At 44.2% G+C, this 16,793-nt stretch carries 13 protein-coding genes; all 13 read right to left on the reverse strand.

Annotation, left to right across the window (positions count from 1 at the left end; all coding sequences use genetic code 11):
• Nucleotides 1-144: 144 nt before the first annotated feature.
• Nucleotides 145-432 carry a GNAT family N-acetyltransferase gene (locus ACS72_RS13900; protein WP_228156235.1) on the reverse strand — a complete coding sequence of 96 codons (288 nt, stop codon included), beginning with the start codon at nucleotides 430-432 and terminating at the stop codon, nucleotides 145-147.
• Nucleotides 433-613: 181 nt separating this feature from the next.
• Complete coding sequence (locus tag ACS72_RS13905; protein WP_008302349.1) at nucleotides 614-1,846, reverse strand: multifunctional CCA addition/repair protein; 1,233 nt, start codon at nucleotides 1,844-1,846, stop codon at nucleotides 614-616.
• An 83-nt stretch (nucleotides 1,847-1,929) separates the two neighbouring features.
• Nucleotides 1,930-4,209: an NADP-dependent malic enzyme gene (locus ACS72_RS13910; RefSeq protein ID WP_048882424.1), complete on the reverse strand. Its 2,280-nt coding sequence runs from the start codon at nucleotides 4,207-4,209 to the stop codon at nucleotides 1,930-1,932.
• 138 nt (nucleotides 4,210-4,347) lie between these two features.
• Nucleotides 4,348-7,224: a bifunctional diguanylate cyclase/phosphodiesterase gene (locus tag ACS72_RS13915; RefSeq protein ID WP_008302354.1), complete on the reverse strand. Its 2,877-nt coding sequence runs from the start codon at nucleotides 7,222-7,224 to the stop codon at nucleotides 4,348-4,350.
• A gap of 195 nt (nucleotides 7,225-7,419) precedes the next feature.
• Nucleotides 7,420-8,130 (reverse strand): 16S rRNA (uracil(1498)-N(3))-methyltransferase, encoded by a 711-nt coding sequence (locus tag ACS72_RS13920; protein ID WP_008302356.1) that lies wholly within the window; start codon nucleotides 8,128-8,130, stop codon nucleotides 7,420-7,422.
• Nucleotides 8,131-8,236: 106 nt separating this feature from the next.
• Nucleotides 8,237-9,073 carry a methylenetetrahydrofolate reductase [NAD(P)H] gene (gene metF / locus ACS72_RS13925; protein ID WP_008302358.1) on the reverse strand — a complete coding sequence of 279 codons (837 nt, stop codon included), beginning with the start codon at nucleotides 9,071-9,073 and terminating at the stop codon, nucleotides 8,237-8,239.
• A 192-nt stretch (nucleotides 9,074-9,265) separates the two neighbouring features.
• Entirely contained in the window at nucleotides 9,266-10,648 is a 1,383-nt protein-coding gene (gene ahcY, locus ACS72_RS13930; protein WP_048882425.1) for an adenosylhomocysteinase, read from the reverse strand.
• Nucleotides 10,649-10,952: 304 nt separating this feature from the next.
• Entirely contained in the window at nucleotides 10,953-11,477 is a 525-nt protein-coding gene (locus ACS72_RS13935) for a tetratricopeptide repeat protein (protein WP_048882426.1), read from the reverse strand.
• 97 nt (nucleotides 11,478-11,574) lie between these two features.
• Nucleotides 11,575-11,913 carry a DUF3325 domain-containing protein gene (locus ACS72_RS13940; protein WP_008302364.1) on the reverse strand — a complete coding sequence of 113 codons (339 nt, stop codon included), beginning with the start codon at nucleotides 11,911-11,913 and terminating at the stop codon, nucleotides 11,575-11,577.
• Entirely contained in the window at nucleotides 11,910-13,685 is a 1,776-nt protein-coding gene (locus ACS72_RS13945; protein WP_008302366.1) for a PepSY domain-containing protein, read from the reverse strand. Before ACS72_RS13945 ends, ACS72_RS13940 begins: the two co-directional genes overlap by 4 nt.
• A gap of 1 nt (nucleotide 13,686) precedes the next feature.
• Nucleotides 13,687-14,031 (reverse strand): hypothetical protein, encoded by a 345-nt coding sequence (locus tag ACS72_RS13950; protein WP_008302367.1) that lies wholly within the window; start codon nucleotides 14,029-14,031, stop codon nucleotides 13,687-13,689.
• A gap of 247 nt (nucleotides 14,032-14,278) precedes the next feature.
• Complete coding sequence (locus ACS72_RS13955) at nucleotides 14,279-15,286, reverse strand: Tim44 domain-containing protein (RefSeq protein ID WP_048882428.1); 1,008 nt, start codon at nucleotides 15,284-15,286, stop codon at nucleotides 14,279-14,281.
• Nucleotides 15,287-15,407: 121 nt separating this feature from the next.
• On the reverse strand, nucleotides 15,408-16,793 hold the full coding sequence (gene radA / locus ACS72_RS13960; protein ID WP_004815011.1) for a DNA repair protein RadA: 1,386 nt from the start codon (nucleotides 16,791-16,793) through the stop codon (nucleotides 15,408-15,410).

Below are 16,793 nucleotides of genomic sequence, written 5' to 3' on the forward strand. Positions count from 1 at the left end.
TTGAGCAGGCTGATTAAGCCAGATATTTTCGAAAACCGATACTGTAAGCATCAAAACCCAGATTCTGATAAAAAGCATGTGCAGTTAAACGTTCCTCACGATTGCCGCTATTTACTTGTATCAATTTTAAAACACGTTGTTTAGCTAACTCTTCAATCGCTGTAATGAGCCTTTTCCCCCACCTTGCCCTCGATGAGCCTGATCAACTACAAAAGCCTGAATTCGCAAATATCCCCCATCAAATTCCCAGGTGTATTCCTGAATTAAACCTGCATAGCCTATGACCTGTTGTTCATGTTCAACGACCAGCGTCAAATCATTCGCATCCTGATGAATGCGTTGCCAGCGCTGCTGAATATTTTCTACTGTGGTGAAATAGCCAAGTTGTGTAGTAAGTGCATGGATTGCATGCAAGTCCTGTTCAAGTTGCAAAGGACGAATCAGAAAATTTATAAGTTTTTATCCAGACAGAAGCGGAAGAGAGATAACCTGATTTTAGGTGGAAGATGAGGTCAATGAATTCTAATAATTTTGAATATGAATATAAGTGCGCAGAATAAAATTATTTTAGATATCAATATATACAAAGAAGAAAGCTCCCGAAGGAGCTTTCTTAAATTAAAGCAGTATGGCGTTCTTTCAGCTCGGCTAAGGCATGGATACGACGTTCAATCAGCATCTCGCCAATATCAGGACCTTGAATATCTGCGGGTAAATCCTGAGCCTTGATACCACGAACCACTTGCATGGCTTCCCGCACATATTGCGCTTGTGGATAGGCACGGTCTTCCAGACCTAAACGGCCACGAGAATCACATTCACAGGCTTGCACAAAAGCTTCTACACGTTCCGGGCGACGTAATACATCCAGACGCTGCAATAACCGCCATAAAGTACCTGGTTTCAGATTGAGTGCCTGATGGCATTTTAAATGTTCTTTACAGACTGCAATTGCCAGTTGTTTGGTATAAGTTGGTACTTTGAAACGCTCGCATAATTCAGTTACGGGCTGTACACCACGCTCTTCGTGCATGATATGACGTGGCAATTCCTCGGTAGGCGTTAAGGCTTTACCTAAGTCATGCACCAGAACAGCAAAACGTACATCCAAATCATAGTTCTGGCGACAAGCCTGTTGTAGCGACATCATGGTGTGAATGCCGCAGTCAATTTCCGGATGATATTCCGGACGTTGCGGGACGCCGAACAGGGCATCAATTTCTGGGAACAGTACTTTTAATGCACCACAGCTGCGTAATACTTCAAAATAAATATCCGCATGTGATTCCATCAGGGCACGGGATGTTTCTTTCCAGACCCGTTCAGGTGTTAGCGTATTTAATTCCCCTGATTCAGTGAGTTGACGCATCAAATCGAGTGTTTCTGTGGCAACATGGAAGCCCATTGCATGATAACGCGCAGCAAAGCGCGCTACACGTAATACGCGGAGTGGATCTTCAATAAAAGCATCAGAAACATGACGTAAAACGCGGTCAGCAAGATCCTGTTGACCATTATAGGGATCATGCACATGACCGGCTTCATCCATGGCCATGGCATTGATGGTCAGGTCGCGACGGATCAAGTCCTGTTCAAGCGTGACGCTGGTATCGGTATGGAATTCAAAACCATGATAACCAGTGCCGGATTTACGTTCGGTACGTGCTAATGCATATTCTTCTTTTGTTTCAGGATGCAAAAATACAGGAAAATCCTTCCCAACCGGTTGATAGCCCAGATTGAGCATTTGATTGGGGCTTGCACCCACTACTACATAATCTTTTTCGTGATAGGGGTGTCCGAGCAAATGATCTCGAACTGCGCCGCCTACTAAATAAACTTGCATGAAAAAACCTCTATTCTTAGAAGCATCATGCTACAGAATAGAGGTTTTCTCAAGTCAAGAAACTCGGCGTTCGCCGCGTTTGCTTACAGGGCGTCTTGTTCCGCTTGTTGGATTTCTGCAACAGTCAAAGCAGTCATATTCACGACGCGGCGTGTAGTCGCTGTCGGCGTTAAAATATGAACTGGTTTCGCTGCACCCAGCAGAATCGGGCCAATGGTCACATTGTTACCAGAAGTTGCTTTTAACAGGTTAAACGAAATGTTAGCTGCATCCAAGTTTGGCATGATCAACAGGTTCGCAGCACCTTTGAAGCGTGAGTTCGGATAAGCAAACTGGCGGATATTTTCATCCAATGCCGCATCGCCATGCATTTCACCTTCAACTTCTAGTTCAGGCGCAATATCAGACAGAATGTCGTAGACCTTACGCATTTTCTGTGCACTGGCATCGTTCTGGTCAGAACCGAAGCTAGAGTGAGACAATAGCGCAATACGTGGTGTCATACCGAAACGACGTACTTCTTCAGCAGCAAGAATGGTCATCTCAGCAAGCTGTTCAGCAGTTGGATTACGGTTGATATAGGTATCTGCAATAAACAGGTTACGCTCTTCAAGCATCAAGGCATTCAAAGTAAAGAAGGTATTGTGACCGTCTTTTTTACCAATGATATTGCTGACGAAGTCCAAGTGGATGTCGTAGCTTGAGTACGTACCACATAACATACCGTCTGCAAGGCCGTGTTTGACAAGCATAGATGCGATAAGTGTTGAGCGACGACGAGCTTCACGTTGTGCGTACTCTGGTGTTACCCCTTTACGCTGCATAATGCTGTAGTAGTCATCGGCAAATTTTTCGTAATCTGGATTCTTTTCTTGGTCAACGATGGTGATGTTCACCCCGTTTTCTAAGCGTAAGCCCAATTTTTTGATATTTGCTTCAATTACTGCTGTACGGCCCACCAAGATTGGCTTCGCCATGCCTTCATCCACTGCAATTTGTACAGCACGAAGTACACGAAGATCTTCACCTTCCGCATATGCAATACGCTTAGGATCTGATTTTGCTTGAGCAAAAATCGGTTTCATCATAAATGCTGAGTTATAAACAAACTCAGACAAACGTTGATGATACACAGAGAAGTCTTGAATTGGACGTGTTGCTACGCCAGAATCCATCGCTGCTCTAGCAACTGCTGGCGCAATCTCTAAAATCAAACGTTGATCCAGTGGGCGAGGAATTAAGTAATCACGACCAAATGATGCTGATTTTTCACCATAAGATGCAGCATCTGCTTCGACATGTGCCATACGCGCAATCGCGTGTACACAGGCAATCTTCATTTCTTCGTTAATGGTGGTTGCACCAACGTCGAGTGCGCCACGGAAGATGTATGGGAAGCAAAGAGCGTTATTCACCTGGTTCGGATAGTCTGAACGGCCAGTTGCCATGATCACGTCTGAACGTGCTTCATGGGCATGTTCTGGCAAAATTTCCGGATCCGGGTTAGCCAAGGCAAAGATGATTGGATCTTTGGCCATTTTCTTGACCATGTCTTGAGTCAGAATGCCTGCAGCAGACAGACCCAAGAACATATCTGCGCCGTCCATCACGTCAGCAAGCTGAGTACCTTCGATGTCTTGTACATACGCTTTTTTCGATTCATCTAAGCCTTCACGTTTTGTAGTCAATAAACCACGTGAGTCAGCAACGATGATATTCTCTTTCTTCGCGCCTAGTGCACAAAGAAGGTTCAAGCAAGACAATGCAGCAGCGCCTGCACCAGATGCTACGATCTTGATTTCTTCAATTTTTTTACCATTGATAATTAAAGCATTGAGTAATGCTGAACCTACAATGATTGATGTACCGTGTTGGTCATCGTGGAACACCGGAATGTTCATGCGTTCACGAAGTTTCTGTTCAATATAGAAACATTCTGGTGCTTTAATATCTTCGAGGTTAATACCACCAAAAGTCGGTTCTAATGCTGCAACGATGTCGACAATTTTGTCTGGATCATTTTCTGCGATTTCGATATCGAATACGTCGACGCCAGCAAATTTCTTGAACAGGACGCCTTTACCTTCCATAACCGGTTTAGATGCTAAAGGACCAATGTTACCCAGGCCAAGAACCGCTGTACCATTACTTACTACCGCAACAAGGTTACCACGTGCTGTATACAGTGCTGCTTTAGATGGGTCTTTTTCAATTTCCAAACACGGCGCTGCAACACCTGGAGAGTAAGCTAGTGCTAAATCATGTTGGTTAACGAGTTGTTTGCTTGGAGTGACGCTGATTTTGCCGGGGGTAGGAAATTCGTGGTAGTACAGTGCCTGTTGTTTTAAAGATTGTTCGTCCATTAGTCTCTCGATCTATCAATAATTACCCAATTGCAGGTAACATAACCGCGGAATACAGGAGAATATATCACTAGTTGTGCGCTTAGCCCAGCCAAACGCACCCGTTTTTTGAAGAAATAATTGGTCTTAGGTCTGGATTTATACCTGATAGGTATAAGTCTCAGGTGTCATATTTTGTTCAAGAAATTCGGTCGCTTGCTGTTCAGGAAGCGGCTTGGAAAACAGATAGCCCTGTGCAATATCACAACCGAGTTGACGCAGGAAATCTAGCTGCTGCTCTGTCTCAATACCTTCAGCTACTACTTTCATTCCCATGGCTTTGCCCATTGCAACCATTGCACTGACAATAGCATCCTGTTTGGATTCACCAATTTTGGATACAAAACTGCGGTCAATCTTTAAAATATCGATTGGGAACTCTGCCAGATAAGACAGGGACGAATAGCCCGTACCAAAGTCATCCAGGGAAATGTTGATATCACGTTCCTTGATCTGATTCAGCACATTCATTACAGTTTCAGAATTTTCTACCAATGAAGATTCGGTAATTTCCAGTTCCAGATTCGAACCAGAAATACAGTTCAGTTTGATCGCTTCATCCAGATCATCCAGTAACTGGCCGCGGCGGAGTTGCTGCGCCACAATATTCACTGAAATACAGATATTATGGAAACCCTGGTCATTCCATTTACGGATCTGCTTTGCCGTTTGCTGTATCACCAGTTGACCGATTTCCGAAATCATACTGGTCTGTTCTGCCAATGGAATAAACATCCCCGGTGGAATAATGCCTTTCTCCGGATGATTCCAGCGGATTAAGGCTTCAAAACCGTAGATCTTCTGGTCATTAAGATTGATCTTCGGCTGATAATAGACGATCAGTTCACCATTCTGGATGGCTTTACGCAGATCGCGTTCAATGAAAATTCCTTGTTCCAGCAGGGCAGTATTTTCACTTGAATAAAAGTGAATGGTATTCCCACCGAGATTCTTAGCTTCACTCAGTGCCTGTTCGGCACAGTTATTGAGATAATCCAGTTGACGGCCATGATCAGGATAAAAAGCTACCCCCATTGAAAGCGTAATTTCATAGTCCTGACCAAAGATATTGAATGGCTGACTAAAGGCTTTCGCAATATGCTCACAATGTTCCTGCACGGAAGGGCGAATATGCGAGATTTCATACAAAATGGCAAAGTCATCGCCATTCAAATGCGCAACAAACATGGCTTCAGCATTGGTTAAGCGTAAGCGCTGTGCCACCTGACGTAATAACTCATCACCACCGTTGTTGCTCAGATATTCATTCAGCGGACGGAAACGATCGATATTGATTCGAATCACCGCCATCTGCTTGATGGAATCTTTTTGTGTCACCAGGTACTGGTGCAGCTGATAGTTATAATAGAAACGATTTGGTAAGTCGGTCAGGGTGTCATAATTTTCCAGATAAGACAGACGCTGTTCCTGAAGCTTACGTTCAGTCAGGTCTGACACAATCCCGATATAGTGGGTGATACGGCCTTCATCATCCATAATGGCATTGATATGCAGCCATAGTGGCATCTCTTTGCCGGACAAGAATTTTTCATTAAGTTCGCCATCAAAAGAACCAATCTTCATGACCTGCTTGATGATATTGGCATGTACACTGCGCTGCTGAGATTTGGTATTTACCGTAATATCAAACAGGTGCTTGCCCAGAATTTGCTGACGTTCAAAACCAGAAAGTTGCTCGAAAAAAGGATTCACTTCGATATAGCTCAGCTCTTGATTAAGTATAAAGATACCTTCAGCCGCTTGCTCTAATACGCTGGCTGCAAGTTTTAATCCTTCCTGAGAATTACGTTCCTGCTGAATATCACGGCGAATACCGACCATGCGTACGGGTTTATTGGTTTTTGGATCACGGCTGATGACACGCCCGATATCATGAACCCAGCCCCATACCCCTTGGGTATTCTGGATGCGGTAGGTGGCTTCATAGCGCTCTACCTGACCGCGTAAGTGTTGTTTCATCATATCTTTGAAATGACGAAGATCATCCGGATGGATCAGATGATGTAGTTGTGCCTGATGCTGACCAGAACTGCGCTGGATTTTTTCTTGTGTATGTGTCGTCAGGGTAATGGTTCGATCTTTAATGTTCCAGTCCCACGGGCGGATGCCCGCAATTTCATGCGCAAGTTCCAGATTCTGATGCTGGTCCTGTAAGGCAAGATTAATCTGCTCGATATCATAAGTACGTTCCCGCACTTTTTGTTCCAGCAGCTGATTATTGAGCTGTAACTGAAGTTCGATATCTTTGGATTTATTCACTTCAGTTTGTAACTGTTTACACAGTTCATCAGTCCAGGTAACTTGCTGTTCAGCATTTGTTACTAACAGATTATTCTCTGCATATAGACGTGAAGTACGTTGATGAATACGGTAAGTACTATTGGCACACAGCAAAATTACAATGACAGAAAAGTTCAATGCCAGACTGAAAAACGGATTAAGTGAAGAGGATTCCGTAATCTGCAGAAAGAAGAATGGGACCAGGGACGGCAAGAATATCAGGCAGAAATAACTCAGTTTTTGCGTGAGATAGGTGAGACCAAAAGCTTGAGTCACCATAATCAGCAAGCCAGTCAGGGTCAATGCTTCAATCAGTTCAAAAGATGGATTTACACGCGGCAAATGAACATACAGGGTAAAAATCCCGGTTGAAATACAGATACCTACCAGTAGACACTGGATTTGTAGCCAGCGGTGAGCAGTTTCCAGCTTAAACTCATTCGGTTTAAAGTAGACGGTACTAATCAGCCAGCACATGCAGACCACCATCTCGGTAAGAATAAACCAGAGATTCAGGTAGTTGTCTGCCGGATGATAATGTAACTGGTAGATACAGAAGATATAAAGACATACCAGCAGGATACTAATTAAAAAGTATCGACTGTGACGAATCGTATTCACGATTTGTGCACTGTTTAGCTGCTGCTGAATATAATCATCCTGATTATGAATCATGATTAAGATGCCTTTAATCTACGTAAGGGTGGTACTGCATTGTTTTTATTAAGCCCCTTAAATAAGTAACTTTTATCATTTAATAGGTCATTCATTTTTATCTTATTAAGACTAAAGTGCCAATATATAAAAATCAATCAAAAGCCCCACAAATTTTTACAAATACGATAAAGTAAAATTGATCATTGAGAGAAATTAAAATTTGTAGTTCAAAATAGATAAAGCTACGACAGGCGCAGTTTCGGTACGCAGAACACGTTCACCAATACACCAGTTCACAAATCCATGAGTATTGGCAGCAGAGATTTCAGCTTCACTGAGTCCGCCCTCTGGACCAATGAGTAACGCCAAGTCTGGTGTTGCATTGTAAAGAACATCCACTTCATCTTTGTTTGGAGCCAACACGAGCTTGGTTTGAGGAAGTTCACTTTGCAACCAGTTTTCTAGTGACATCGGAGGGAGAATTTTTGGAACAATATTCAAACCACATTGTTCGCAGGCTGCCGTAGCAATAGCTTGCCAGTGATCGAGCTTTTTTTGGTCACGATCGTACTTGAGGCGCATTTCGCAGCGCTCAGAGGTTAAAAGCTGAATTTCTGAGACACCAAGTTCAACCGCTTTTTGAATGGCATAATCCATACGGTCGCCCTTACTCATGACCTGCCCAAGTAAAGCTGTGAATTTTGGCATGCGGTTGCTTGGGTTAAAGCTATTGACCTGTACAGTAGCTGACTTTTTGGCAACTTCTACAAGTTCAACTTCATATTCACCACCTTGTCCATTGAACAGGGTAGCTTTTTCACCGACTTGAGCACGTAATACCTTCACCCAATGATGAAAAACGGTTTCAGTTAACTCAACCGTGGAATCAACATTTAAGTCTGCTTCAATAAAAAAACGTGGCATTTAAGGATTACTCTCAAGTGGAACAAAACAAGACGGTATTTTTTTACGCCCCCTCTGTATTGCTCCCAAAGGGATAAATTAAGGAGGGAAAATACCGCCTCAAAACTTATGCAAGACCTAAGTCTTTTACAAGTTGACGTGTAGGGTCAGTGGTGTTCATGGTGTAGAAGTGCAGGCTTGGTGCACCGCCAGCAATCAGGCGTTCGCAAAGTTTAACGATCACTTCATGACCAAATGCTTTGATGGATGCAGTATCGTCACCATAAGTTGCCAATTGCTTGCGAATCCAGCGTGGAATCTCTGCACCTGTACCATCGGCAAAGCGGATTAAATTGCTGGCATTGGTAATTGGCATAATGCCCGGTGCGACAGGAATATTCACACCTTCTTTTTGGATACGTTCTACAAAGTAGAAGTACGCATCTGGATTAAAGAAGAACTGTGTAAGTGCAGCATTGGCACCAGCATGAGCTTTTTCACAGAAACGTTTGATATCAGCGTCAAAGTTGTCTGCTTGTGGATGCATTTCAGGGTAGGCTGCCACTTCAATATGGAAATGATCACCTGAATGTTCACGGATAAAACGAACCAAATCTTGCGCGTATGGTAGTTCACCTAAACCGACTTGACCTGATGGTAAATCACCACGCAGTGCCACAATACGGTTGATACCCTGAGATTTATATAAATCCAGTAATTCTGCAATACGTTCCTTGCTATCACCAATACATGAAAGGTGAGGGGCAACCGGTGTACCTTTGCCATTGAAGTCATTAATGGTCGATAAGGTACGTTCACGAGTTGAACCACCCGCACCATAGGTCACCGAGAAAAATTCTGGATTTAAAAGCTGAAGCTCTTGGTGTACGGTCTTGAGTTTTTCTGCACCGGCATCAGTTTTGGTTGGGAAGAACTCGAATGAAATCGGAATCTGTTTCGACATGGTTAAATCCTATTTTTATAAATACTTTTTATTCACCCTCTCCCTGACCTCTCCCAAAGGGAGAGGAGTATTCATTACTGAATAACGCAGAGTCTTGGCTCAAATTACTTAAATTTCACAAGTAAAACTCGTAATGTAAATGATTTGAGAGTTCACCCTCTCCCTATGGGAGAGGGATGGGGTGAGGGCTAATTAATATTTATAAGCATCCGATTTAAATGGACCTTCAACAGCTACACCAAGGTAATCCGCTTGTTCTTGCGTTAACTGCGTTAACACACCACCAAAGCCTGCAACCATGGCTGCCGCAACTTCTTCATCTAATTTCTTAGGAAGAAGTTCAACGCGAATCGCTGCTTGTTTTTGCTCTTCAGGTAGATCAGCAAATTTCTCAGCGAATAAATGCATTTGACCCAATACTTGGTTAGCAAAAGAACCGTCCATTACACGTGATGGGTGACCTGTTGCATTACCAAGGTTCACCAGACGACCTTCAGAAAGAAGGATCAGGTAATCATTTTCGTTTTCTGAACGATATACTTGGTGTACTTGAGGTTTCACTTCAACCCACTTGTAACCACGTAAGTAGTTGGTATCGATTTCAGTGTCAAAGTGACCGATGTTACATACCACAGCACCTGCTTTTAATGTATCAAGCATTGCAGCATCACATACGTGGTAGTTACCCGTCGTTGTTACGATCAAGTCAGTGTTTAAAAGAAGGTCAGCATTTACGTCTTCTTTCTTGCCTGTTTGCACGCCATTTTTGTATGGAGATACAACTTCGTAACCGTCCATACATGCTTGCATTGCACAGATTGGATCAATTTCAGAAACACGTACGATCATGCCTTCTTGACGAAGTGATTGAGCAGAACCTTTACCTACGTCACCGTAACCAATGACCAGTGCACGACGGCCAGATAATAGCATATCTGTTGCACGTTTAATGGCATCGTTCAGTGAGTGACGGCAACCGTATTTGTTGTCATTCTTAGATTTAGTTACTGAATCATTTACATTGATTGCAGGCACTTTAAGTGAACCGTCTTTCCACATTTCAAGCAGACGTTGAACACCTGTTGTGGTTTCTTCAGTAATACCGTGGATTTTTGCAAGAACTTCTGGGTATTTTTCATGAACAAGTGCAGTTAAGTCACCGCCATCATCCAGAATCATGTTGGCATCCCAAGGTGTACCGTTTACATTGATTTGTTGTTCAAGACACCACATGTATTCTTCTTCAGTTTCGCCTTTCCAAGCAAATACTGGAACACCAGACGCAGCAATGGCAGCAGCAGCGTGGTCTTGAGTTGAGAAGATGTTACAAGATGTCCAGCGAACTTCAGCGCCCAGTTCTACCAAAGTTTCGATAAGAACAGCTGTTTGGATTGTCATGTGGATACAACCCAAAATTTTAGCGCCAGCAAGTGGTTTAGCAGCAGAGTAACGCTTACGCAGACCCATTAGGGCTGGCATTTCAGCTTCTGCAAGTTTGATTTCTTTACGGCCGTAGTCAGCCAGTGAAATATCGGCAACTTTATAATCTGTAAATGAAGCATTAACCGCGTTCATCACGATCTCCTTATAAAAAACAATAATTGATCATTCAGTTCGCGGATGCCGTTGTTGGTCTGTCTAGAAAAAGATGGACCGATCGTCGAGCCTGGCGCTTTTACATTTCGTACCTGTAAAACGTCGCAGCATCCCTCGACTAGCGCAGTATTGTACTTGGAAATTAATTTGGTTCCAATCTGAAATTGTTTAATATCTGACTAATAAGAAAATTTGCAAAATATTTTGAAAAATAAATATTCTTTTAAAAGTTTAAATCAATTTAATTCTTATAAAAAAGCCCATCATCCGATGGGCTTTTTCTTTATTCTATTTCCTGCTCAGCTTCATCTGCTTTCTTAGTCCAGTTATCTGCCTGTATGTCATCAGCGACTACACCAAGACCATTGGCATAAATAAAGGCAAGGTCACGCATAGCCTGAACTTCACCCCATTCAGCTGCCTGTTTCACCAGTGCAATGGATTTTTCGACATCTTTTTCAACCACATCACCACGACGGTAAAAACTGGCAAGTTCTAAAGTTGCTGCTGGGTGTTTTTCGAAATTGGCTTTGCTGAGCCAGTAATAAGCTAACTCAAAGTGAGCTTTAGAATCTTCCGGGTCTTCCTCCGCAATTTCTTTGGCATAAACCGTATAACCTTCACCGAGCCAGTACATGGCTTCAACCAGACCGCCGTTCGCTGCTTTTAGTGCCCATTCTTCAGCCAGGATAATGTCATCTTCATGCTCGCTGTGCATATATAGTTCGGCAAGTTCAAATTGTGCTTCGGCATTGCCTGCCAATGCGCGGTTTGCCAGAGTGGCAGGGGGAGAAACACGCTCGGTCATGTCAAAATCTCAAAAATCTTTGCATGTAGATTAAAAGGTTCAAAATAAAAAAGCCAATCCGAAGACTGGCTTTTTTATAAAAGGAATTAAATTGAGCTTAAAATACGTAAATTAGTCCAGAAATGAATGCAATGAGCACAAAGCCAATACTGATTATTTTAATTTTTGATTCAAAGTAAGTCAGGCTCAGGCCAACTGCTAATGCTGCAAAAGTCAGACTACCTAGCCAATAGCTGACCATATTGCTGATCGTACCGCTAAACAGGCAAAAAATTAGCGCAATGATCAGCAGTCCCCAGCCAGCAAGCGTGGCTAGTCGGGTTTTGCCAACATCCAGTTCTTTGCCAAATATCTGTTTTTGATGTTTAGACATTGAAGCCGCCAGGGCAATAAAGCCCAGTACAGATACAGACCAGATGAATAAGAAGAACATCATACTTCAGTCTCCACAGCTGTAGTCTTGGCTTTTTTAGCAGGCAGATCTTGGTAATTTTTCACTTTCTTAAAGGCCAGCCAGAACACAACAGCTAGTAGCCACATAGCCAGATCAAAGCTCGCAATGACCCATTGACCATTCGCTATAGTATTCCAAATTGGCTGTCCACCAGTCAGGACATTTATGACCGGAAGCAGGGCAAATAAAGCAGTTGCCAGTGCCAGCAGCTCTAACCAGGCCTGACGATGCATCCGGATCATGGCATAGAAGAAAGTCAGCACCCATACTATAAAAAAGGTACGGATTTCCCAATTGGCACGCATTTCCAGTTCCACCGGAATAAAACGATTGGCATAGAAGTAAGCAGCACAGGCAATAGGCAGACCGATAATTGCTGCGATATTGGTCACTTCCACCGTACGATAACCAAAAGATTTATAGCCCTGTTTCTGCTGTTGCGGTGCGCGTTTTACACACCATAGAATCAGACCAGTAGCGATCATCAATGTGCCGACAATACCGGACAGGAACAGTAACCAGCGTAGGACGAGATCCACACCGCGTGCTTCATGCAGTGAAGTCAGCACGTTATAGATGCCATTCGAGACTGAAGGTGTTTTTAGTTCGGTTTGATCCGGTTTGAGCGCACCGGTTACGCCGTTGAATTCCAGACTTGGGTACACGCTACGATAGGCAACACTAACACCATTCAGAGCACGTAATTCGATTTCAGCTTTGCTGGTATTTGGCCGAATAATGGTGATGGTACCAACCGGATTGTTATTCCATTCTTTTTCCGCAGCTGCCAAAACCGGTGCCAGATCGGTTAAAGGCGCTGGACGGGCAGAGGGGTTTTCGTCACGAGATCGACGTGTTTCACCACGACCTGCCATTTCACCTCGTTCGCCACGTTCTTCACCAGCCCCATGAGGACGACGTTCTTCAGCTTCAGTACGGCCTTCACCACGACCAGTCATTTCGCCGCCACGTTCGCTACGACCTGCACGAGATTCAGCTTCCTGACTATTATCCTGAACTAAAGTTTTACGCTGATCTTGGAGGAAAGCACCACGATTTTCATAAATCTGGTTTACTCCCCAAGGCATGATGGTAAATAACAGCAGCAATAAGCCACTGCATGTAATCATAATATGGAAAGGAAGTGCAAATACCGCGGTTGCATTGTGTGCATCTAGCCATGAACGTTGCCCTTTACCTAGGCGGAAGGTAAAGAAATCCTTAAAGATTTTCTTATGGGTAATAATCCCGCTGATAATCCCAACCATCATCAGTAAAGTCGCAATCCCGACAATCCAGCGTGCCCACATACGTGGCATGCCATATAAATCAAAATGAAAACGGTACAGGAAACCACCACCACGGGTTTCGCGTGCTTCTAGTACTTCACCGGTTGCACTGTCCAAAGTAATTCGTGTGCCGCCGCGGCGTGCACGAGGATCTTCACCAGCGCCACGGATATTGAGCGTGGTATAGTTCTGACGAGCATGCGGCAGCTGAATGGCCCAGCTACCCGCATCAGGATGATTTTTCTGTAAATAGGCGAGTGCCACTCGGGTCTGTTCAATCTGGGTGGCTTGCGGAACAGACTGGTGCAACTCTGGTTTCATCCAGATAGTAATTTCATTCTGGAAAAAACTTAATGTACCTGTCAGAAAAATCGCATAAAGCAGCCAGCCCAAGATTAAACTGGCCCAAGTATGCAACCATGACATTGACTGGCGTGGACCTTCCTGTTTTGCATCTGGTCTCATCTTATTTCCCTAAAAACTGGTAAGCGATATAGAACAACCCAGCTGGAACCAAAATGCCCAGCGTCGCTTTTAGGGTTTTATTGACCATAAATACCCAGATGAAAGCCCCTGTCTGTAAAAGAAAAGCGATCATAGTGGCGGATATGGCAGCACTACTTTGATAATCACTGAAGTACTGAGCAATGACCATGGCTGCAAAAGTGGCTAAAGCATATCCGCCTAAAGCAGCAAGTATGAAACGGTAGAAAATCATAAAGCGATAAGCCGTGAGTTTGGGCTGCACTTTCTTTTTAGATCGGATGACTGGATTGGGGACAGCTAATTTTTCAGTAGCTGTAAGATCCATATGAGGACTGCTGGTCATTGAAAATACTGTCTATTTATTTGTGGGAATTTTATTGATGCGAATGATAACAATTATTGTTTATATTTTAAATAACTATTTTTAAAGATCTTTTAAATAATTAAAATGAAGTGTAAGTTTAAGCAGTGTAAATAGGGGAATAAAAGATTTTGAAGCACAGCATGGGAACCCAATACTGAAAATAAAACAGCGGCTCGAAGGCCGCTGTTTTATTAAAAATACTTAAGTCTTAGCTTTCTTGCTGGATACCCGCAACCTGCCAGTCCTGGTTAGAACCTGCAGGTTTTACAAAGTGCCAAACTTCAGCAAATGGCTGTGGCAGACTGTTCAGGTCTTCACTTACTGTACCGGTAAAGCGTACGCTCACTACGTATTGACCATTTTCATTTGATGAATCTACAACCATGGCATTCAGGTTAGAGAACTCAGCAACATCCTGATCCTGATTCGCCATAATGTCGTTATACATAGACTGATACAGGTCAGGGGTCAGATAACGCTGAATTTCTGAAATGTTGCTCGCCGTATTCATAGACTGAATATGGTTAAAACGCTGACGCGCAACACGCAAGAAGGCAGCAGGTTCAGTACCATCAGGCAGCTGACTACCGCTTTGAGTATAAGCAGTACCAAACGGCGCGTTATTTACCGGAGCAGAACCAAATGGGGCATTATTGCCAGGTGTTTGACCACCGACATTCTGACCAAAGATATTGGTACTATCACCACCGCGAGGTGCAGCAGGTGCTTGACCAAATGGTGCTGACGAACCAGCACCACTGTTTGGAGCGAATGGATTGCTAGAAGTTACTTTTTTTTTTGCGCCCATTTTACGGAAAATGAAGAAGGCAACAGCTGCAGCAAGTAAGATCCAGATCCAGCCTGGGATACCACCTTGTTCTTCTTCTTGAACAGCTTCAACTTGTGCTTGAGATGCCGCGTTGTCATCTGCCAAAGCATTCGCTGCGACGGCACCAATTGCAGCACCCGCTACACCCGCAGCAACCATACCACCCACACCAGGGCCAGATTTTTGCTGAGTTGCTGCACCTGCAGTCGGAGCCTGTTGTACAGGAGCTGCCTGACGGGGTTGCTGATAAGTCTGAGTCGGCGCAGCAGAACGTTGCATACCATGGCTTTTACCACCACCGGCACGTTTTGCTTCAGCAGCTAGAGGCGCAACCAGTAGTGCTGCAGTCAAGAAACCCGCGATCAAACCGCGCTGTCGAACTTCCATTCAGTTTTCCTATGTAAAAAATATATTTGAACACTCTATTTATATAGGCTTTACATGGAATTTCAATCAAAAAACTGTATTTTTTTACCGAAATTCCAAACTGAGTGCTACAAATTGAATCCTACAGTTCATCACTTAAAGTCATGGCTTCACTGAGGGCTTCATGCAGACGGGCAACCGCAATAAAGCGTACGCCCGGAATTTCTTTCTGCGGGGCATTGGCACGCGGCAGGATAATATATTTAAAACCATGCTTGATGGCTTCTTTGAGACGTTCCTGACCATTGGGTACCGGACGGATTTCTCCTGATAGACCAACTTCACCAAACACAGCCAGTTGCTGCGGCAGAGCTTTACCACGGATACTCGATGCACAGGCAAGTAGAACTGCCAGATCAGAACCCGTTTCGGTAATCTTTAAACCACCGACGATATTGACATAGACATCCTGACCAGAGGTTTGTACGCCGCCATGACGATGCATTACGGCTAACAGCATATTCAGACGGTTTTGTTCCAGACCTAACGCTACACGACGCGGTTGACCATGCGCATCATCGACCAGTGCCTGAACTTCAACCAGCAATGGACGTGTACCTTCGCGGCTGATCATCACAATTGAACCGGGTATGGCTTCATCATAACGACTCAGAAAAATGGCAGACGGGTTAGATACTTCACGCAGACCTTTATCGGTCATGCCGAATACCCCCAGCTCATTCACCGCACCAAATCGGTTTTTTACTGCACGGATCATACGGTAACGCGAATCCGACTGACCTTCAAAATATAGAACACAGTCCACCATATGTTCCAGCACACGCGGACCTGCGAGTGCACCTTCTTTGGTGACGTGACCGACAATAAACAGGGCAGTTCCGCTATTTTTGGCAAAACGGGTCAGGAGCGCTGCTGATTCACGAATCTGTGATACGCCACCCGGTGCAGACTGCAAGGTTTCAGTATAAAGCGTTTGAATCGAGTCAAGGATTGCAACCGCTGGTCGTTCCTGTGCCAGTACTTCACAAATGCGTTCCACACAGGTTTCTGCCATGACTTTAAGATGTTCAGTTGGCAAGTCCAGACGCTGAGCGCGTAATGCCACCTGAGATAAAGATTCTTCACCTGTCACATAGAGTGCGGAACTGTTACCCGCGGCCATATGTGTGGCAGTTTGTAGCAGAATAGTCGATTTACCAATCCCCGGATCACCACCAATCAACACAACGGAACCTGTCACCAGACCACCACCCAGAACCCGGTCGAATTCTCCAATTCCGGTCGGCATGCGACTTTCATGTGAAACGGAAACTTTATTAAGCGTGGTAATCGCAGCGGCCTGACCAGCATAGCCGCCAATTTTAGGCTGGGCACGATGAGTCACCGCAGGTGCAATGTTGACTTCCAGCAAGCTGTTCCACTCACCACATTCAGCGCACTGACCAGACCATTTAGGATGGTCTGCACCACATTGCTCACAACGATAGACACTTTTTGCTTTAGCCAT

Source organism: Acinetobacter sp. VT 511, from assembly GCF_001077515.1.
GTDB lineage: Bacteria > Pseudomonadota > Gammaproteobacteria > Pseudomonadales > Moraxellaceae > Acinetobacter > Acinetobacter schindleri.